At 48.6% G+C, this 7,108-nt stretch carries 2 protein-coding genes and 1 pseudogene; all 3 read right to left on the reverse strand.

Translation table 11 applies throughout. From position 1 onward, the window contains the following. Nucleotides 1-124 precede the first annotated feature (124 nt). Nucleotides 125-1,240 (reverse strand): annotated as a pseudogene (locus C1H66_RS23055) (IS3 family transposase). Nucleotides 1,241-1,551: 311 nt separating this feature from the next. Continuing rightward, nucleotides 1,552-4,203, reverse strand: coding sequence for a CDP-glycerol glycerophosphotransferase family protein (locus C1H66_RS22605; protein ID WP_170064140.1), 2,652 nt, complete (start codon nt 4,201-4,203; stop codon nt 1,552-1,554). 1,042 nt (nt 4,204-5,245) lie between these two features. Next, nucleotides 5,246-7,108, reverse strand: a 1,863-nt coding sequence (gene cysN / locus C1H66_RS11415) for a sulfate adenylyltransferase subunit CysN (RefSeq protein WP_102628002.1), incomplete at its 5' end; no start/stop codon positions are given.

Consider the following 7,108-nt stretch of genomic DNA (forward strand, 5'->3'; position numbering starts at 1 on the left):
AGCAAGTATATTATTTCAAGAGCGCACAATAACAGCGATGCTGTATTCTATACCTCTTATAGATTTTTGTTAATAGGCAAGCTCGCCATTCTGACCTGCCACCAATCAGTGAACCACTTACTGCTTAAGTGATGTCCTGTTCGGCGTGATGGTGAGCCTGTTCCCTCCGCCACCGCTCGGCATACTCTCGTGGCGCCATTGCTTCGAGTGACGAGTGTGGGCGATGTTCATTGTAGTCCTATCGCTATCTGGCAATGATTGACCGGGCATGATGCAGATTCTGGAACCAGTGCTCGTTCAGGCATTCATCCCGAAACCAGCCGTTGAAGCTCTCGATGAAACCGTTAAGCGGCTTTCCCGGCGGGATCAGCTTGAGCTCGACACAGCGCTGGTAGGCCCACTGATCCAACACCTTGCTGGTGAACTCAGGGCCCTAATCGGTGCGGATGGCTGCTGGATAGCCATGAAAGGTAGCAATGGCGTCGAGGATCCGCGTGACCTAGTGACCACAGATACCAAAGCCTACGGCAATATCTAGTAATTCCCGTGTGTAGTCATCGACCACCGTCAGGCACTTGATTCGTCGCCCGCAGGCGAGGGCATCCATCACGAAGTCCAGCGACCAAGTCTAGTTGGGGGCATGTGCCGCCTCTAGGAGCTGCCGTTCGACAGCGATCCCCTTGCGTCGTCGTCGCTTGGGCACCTCCAGGTCGGCCTGGCGATACAGGCGATAGACTCGCTTGTGGTTCACGTTGTCAACGTCGAGTACTTCACGCCGCAGATCCGTCGATAGCCAAAGCGACGGCGCTCCAGGGTCAGCTCACGGATCCTGGCCGACAGCATGGCATCGTTAAGCAGCGCCTGCGACCGGTGGTAGAGCGAAGCGCGAGACACGCCGACCAGAGAACAGGCGCGCCGCTGCGAGATACCGGTCTGGGCTTGCATCTCGGCGACGGCCTGGCGCTTTTCCTCGGTCATTACGACTTTCGCGACAGCATCGCCTTCAGTGCATCGTTATCCAGCAGGGCGTCGGCCAGCAGCTTCTTGAGTCGGGCGTTTTCCTCTTCGAGGGCCTTGAGCCGGCGGGCTTCCGACACCTCCAAGCCAGCGTACTTCTTCCGCCAGTTGTAGAAAGTGGCCTCGGAGATGTTGTGCTTGCGCACAACTCCTTGACAGCCAACCCGTTCTCGGCCTCCCCTTGGAGGCCGATGATCCGCTCCTCGCTGAAACGCTTTTTCATGTCGCGCTCCTCTGTCTCAGAGGGACATTACTAAAGCTCGGGGTGGCTCAGCTAGAGGGGAGCAGGTCACCATACCCATCAACAAAATCAAAGTGCTTGCGTATTACACTGAAAAGAATAGGTCCTTTGGAGCCACGTGGATATTTGATAGGGGTTATTTCCACGTGAGCATCCCTTAAGAATCGCAGCATCAGAGCCACAAACATATCTCCAACAATAAAATTAGAACTTAAATAAACATCCCCATAAATATCTAACAGGCCCACCAGCCTTCACACTATCAGCCACTTTCTTAGAAATATTATCTTAAATTACAAAATCTCACTGCTTTTAATATTTAAAGCATAATATTTGTTTGTCATTGCAGATGAGGAAAGAAATAACGCCTGCATCTGATCATCCAGCTTAGCAATGAATTGATCCTCATCGCATAAATAAAAATTGCAATAATAATACAAAAACTTCTTTACGAATTCTTCGTCATGAATAACGTCATCATAGTGAGGGATTTCTTCAACCTCTTTAACTTGGTGCACTGCAGCGGAGTAGTCTGCTTTCCCAGATGTCACAACTGGCTTTCCATGTATTAGAGACTCAATGCCCACCCCAGAATTAGCGACATATACGCACTTAGCCCCAGAAATCAACTTATGGATTGAGTCCTCTGAAATGACAACATGATTAATATTTTTTATTTCTTCAAAGAACTTATTTCCTTTGGTGCTATTGCACATAGGGTGCCGCTTGACGACAACCTTTATTCCTGAATCTTCATACAAAGAAATGACACCCCTTATTAGGTCGAATGAACTAATATCAGTCAGCGTTACCACTTCATCATTTACTACTTGAGATGCACAAAAGACATACTCAGAGTCAATTGGCATCGGGCATGACTTATTATTTTGTACGTATTTTGACTTATTAGCCACCACCATCGCATGGTACAAATCAGAACAAAATATATCCACATCTTCTTTGCTTATGTCCTGCACAGCTTCCAACACTGTTGTTTTGTCAATATTAGCTATGGAAGAAAAGCCAGCATATCCTTTGTCATCTATGCTGAAGAAATCTGGAAGCGGTCCATACTTGATGTTAAGAAAGCCATCTCTATATTTTGTATGATACCCTATGCCTATAGAGTCAGGTAACATTGTTGCACAGTGCTTCAAATGAAAATGCCACCTAGGAATAATCACCACTCCCTCTTTTTGTGGCAAGTATTCAAAAAGTTTCCGGTAATGACGATTGATTGTATCTCTATTCCGCGACCAGTCATCTGTTTGCACCATAAAAGTCCCAGGAATAAATATCTCTGCCTTTTTCTCAGAACTTAATAAGCTTGACGCCATCACCCATTGACCGCTTTTAAAACAATACATGTCGGATGGCTTTACTACTGACTCATTTAGGCTTGCGTATTTTGCAAACTCAAGCATTGAACCTATTCGCGAGAGAACATCCTTAGCTCTCTCATCTTCATGTTCATGCCTGATCATGTATGTTACATCACGAGCTACCACCGCATTATAAAAATTCTCATTTTTATTTTCAGGTACATTCATATTCCTTGATAGCAAATCAGTCCTAAGAGCAACAAACTCTCGTCGCAATGACGGCACTTGTGACAAAGCCCTAACCACCATACGGTGCAATGAAAGCCTGCTACTTATTTCCACTTCATTTTCTTGATACCATTTTTCTATACCCTGGGCATCACCTCTTTCCAGAGCACTCTTCAAATATGCTTCTCCGCATTGATTAGGGTAAGCCTTTGAGAGCAGATCTAACATAAGGCGCAAATTATTATCATCTCCTTCGTTATAATAATATTTCACGAGACTCTTTAACTTTGAATCGCTAATTTTGGGGGGAGCAGGATTTTTTTGGGCAATTATTTCTTTTTTCTTTTTTACCCCCATTTTGACGAGTTGCCTGACAAGTTTTACCTTCGCCCGCGAGAGAACTGTTCGGAGAAGATATTTAGTACTCGCTCTATTTAACATCGGCTCCTTGTTTAATTGGATAGTTCTTTTCTTTAATTTTAAGATTTCATCGTTTTTGATGGCCAAAGCTCTGCTTAATTCTTTTGTGATATCATCTTCGTTACTAGATGGTACTGGTTTTTTTAAATTAACGATTGATTGATATGCTTGATATGCCGAATCAGTTTTATTATGGAAAAGCGAAGATCGTAAATTATTTTTCACCTCAGTCGCCTGATTTTTCCGAATGGCACTTTCAATAGCAGAGGGCAAATCATTTACATCATAAACAACCTCTCCAAGTATTTCTGAACCTCTAAGAATTAAGCAATCTTCATCCATTTTCTCATGATCCACACCATGATTACCAATGTGGACTAATACAAGTGGTTTTGAATACATAAACGCATCAAAGGCAGCTCCTGAATAATCACTTATAACACAGTCCGAGTAGAATATAAGCTCAGAGAGGTCATCGTGAATACCAGCATATTTAATATCACTAACATTGCAAGTGATTGTGCTTTGAAACTTCCTATATTCATTATGATGGAGTTTTATGGTGACATCATAAACCTCTGCCAAATTTTTCAATATTGGTTCTACATAGGGGTGGGATGACATCCCACCCCATGTGGGAGCGTACAACACCCGGATTTTTTCATCTTGTTTTCTACCAAGCATTTCAAGTTTATTTGAAAAATTCACATTCCCAACTATTTCTGTTTTTGTGAACTTCCCAATTTTTTCTGCTGAATAGGGGCCGTAACATAGCACCAAGTCAGCTAAGGAGCGCCAAGGTCCATAGTTATATTTTTCTTTTGCAAGGCCATACTGTAACATTACAATAGAGCTTTGTGTTATTCTCCCTATTCCAAAGAACATTGTTTGGCATATAAAAGAAATCACCAAACCATCTAACTTGGCTATGACCTTTTCATCTAATAGAAAATAAGCATACCCTTCATCGCTCAACAGAGAGAGGTTGACCTCATCACTCCGCTTACTTCGGTCCACCAAAAATATAACGTCACTGAAATAGTGCGCGACTGGAAGTAATGACCTTATCTGGAAGTTATTATTCACCACAAAAGCATACATATCGCCACCATATTTAATCAATAGCACAAACCAGTTATGCCACCCTGGCTGTCAAAGTGAAAGAGCGTCTATTAATCCCATTAACGAGGAATTTATAACTTTATATACAGTAAAAATGTGGGTTTATGATAATTTCCATACATCTCCTAAGTTAGTAGTGCAACGTCACTTTAGGATTTCTGGTCACCTCTGTACTGTTTCGCATTAGCTTTATCAAGCCAGAACTTCTTCGATTTTAGCAGCGCATACCGTTCCTGAACACAACAATCATAATTATAATGAAACAGCATTCCATCATGTCTTGTTGATTAAACTACTCACTCCCACTAAACACGCTACAATATCCTCGGTGTGATTTTTGAGTAGGATGTTTCTAAGATCACGTGTGAACACGCTAACTGCGCCTCACAATGATAAAATTCAGCCTCATGCTTATATTTCTGGAGTTTACGAGCTCTTCACTAGCGTATCTTGGTCGCCACTCCCAATGTCTTCATTATATCTATACTGCCTGCTTACCCAGTACAAATAGAATCTTGGAGAATAATTTGTCCATAGCTACAGCAAGCAACCTTGCACTTAGCGCTCTAGAGTTTTACGGTGGATTCCTCACCCATCTCACCTTTCTGATTGCTGCACCATAGCTTATACAACTTAGAAGGGGACCTCTTCACGTTTCACAACATCAGGTAATGATAGGCCCCACAACTGCTTCAGAAGAAGCCGTCTCTAAGAAGTCATCCCCAATCAGCTCTCATCTTATTAGACTGACACAAAACTCTGTAGACAAATCATCCAGAATGACAACTTCATGACCAACCTTCAAGAGACACTTCATCATGTGCGAGCCAATATCGCCACTCCCATCAATAACAAGCATGATTATATTCATGCACCTATCGCTGTTCAAAGAAGTTCAAGTACATATTTTAATGAGCTTCGTCAGCAGCCCGTCCAGGCTCTCCTCGTTGGTATCCAGAACCGCTTCTGGCTTCAAAGGAACCTCGTAAGGGCTGCTGATACCCGTGAAATCCTTGATCTTGCCTTCGCGGGCCTTCTGGTAGAGCCCCTTGGGGTCGCGCTGCTCGCACACATCCAGCGGGGTGTCGACATGCACCTCGATGAAGCCGCCATCCGAGAACAATTTACGTGCTGCATCGCGGTCGGCGCGGAAGGGCGAAATGAAAGCGGTGATCACGATGATGCCGGCCTCGGCGAACAGGCGGGCCACCTCGCCCACCCGGCGGATGTTCTCGGCGCGATCTTCCTCGCCCATGCCGAGGTCCCGGCACAGGCCATGCCGGATGTTGTCCCCGTCGAGCAGCATGGTGTGATAGCCACGGCGATTCAGCTCGACTTCCAGTGCATTGGCCAGCGAGGATTTCCCTGCACCGGAGAGCCCAGTGAACCAGATGCACTTACCTGCGTGGCCATTGAGCTGCTCGCGCATGACCTGGGTGACGCTGGTGCGATTCCACACCACGTCGGCCTTGCTGTCGTGTTCGCGGAATTCGTAGGGTAGCTCGCTGTCCAGCGGCTGGTGGATCATGCCGGCGCCCACGGTGATGTTGGTCAGCCGGTCGATGATGATGAAGCTGCCCGTTCCGGGGCTGGTACGGTAGTCGTCTACCGGCACCGGGGCCGTGAGCTCGACGCGGCAACGGGCGATCGCATTGAGATCGAGATTCTCGGCGTGGCGCTGCTCGAGGGTGTTGACGTCCACCTGATAATCGATGGCGCTGACCTTGCCGGCGAGGTCTCGGGTGGCAAGCTTGAAGTCGTAGAGCTTACCGGGCTCCAGGGGCGTCTCGTGCATCCAGACGATATCCGCCTCGAAGCCACTGGCCAGCGGCACCTGGTCACTTGCCGCCACCAGCCAGTCACCCCGCGAGATATCGATCTCGTCCTCCAGCGTGACGGTGATCGCCTGGCCGGGATAGGCCACGTCCAGGTCACCGTCGTAGGTGACGATGCGTTCGACCTTGCTGGTCTTGCCCGAGGGCAGCGCACGCACCGCCTGCCCGGGGTGGAGAATGCCGGCGGCCAGGGTGCCGCAGTAGCCGCGGAAGTCGAGGTTGGGGCGGTTGACGTACTGCACCGGGAGGCGCAGGTCGCGCAGGTTCTGGTCGTGGGTGATCTCGACGCTCTCGAGCAGTTCGAGCATGGTCGGACCAGGTTGGTCATTCAGGGTGTACCACCCCATCGCCTCGCTCTGGTTGACCACGTTGTCGCCCTTCAGCGCCGACATCGGCACGAAGCGGATGTCGCGGGCGTTGAGCTTCTCGGCGACTTCCTGGTACTCGGCGACGATCTCGTCATAGCGCGCCTGGGAGTAATCGACCAGGTCCATCTTGTTGATGGCCACCACCAGGTGCTGGATGCCCAGCAGATCACAGATGAAGCTGTGCCGGCGGGTCTGGGTCTGCACCCCGTGGCGGGCATCGATCAGGATGATCGCCAGGCTGGCGGTCGAGGCCCCGGTGGCCATGTTGCGGGTGTACTGCTCGTGCCCCGGGGTGTCGGCGATGATGAACTTGCGCTTGTCGGTGGAGAAGAAGCGGTAGGCGACATCGATGGTGATGCCCTGCTCGCGCTCCGACTGCAGGCCGTCGACCAGCAGCGCCAGGTCGACCTCCTCGCCGGTGGTGCCGCTCTTCTTCGAGTCGCGGGTGATCGCCGCGAGCTGGTCGTCGAAGATCATCTTGGAGTCGTGCAGCAGCCGGCCGATCAGGGTCGACTTGCCGTCGTCGACGCTGCCGCAGGTGATGAAGCGCAGCAG

This window comes from Halomonas heilongjiangensis (assembly GCF_002879645.1).
GTDB lineage: Bacteria > Pseudomonadota > Gammaproteobacteria > Pseudomonadales > Halomonadaceae > Halomonas > Halomonas heilongjiangensis.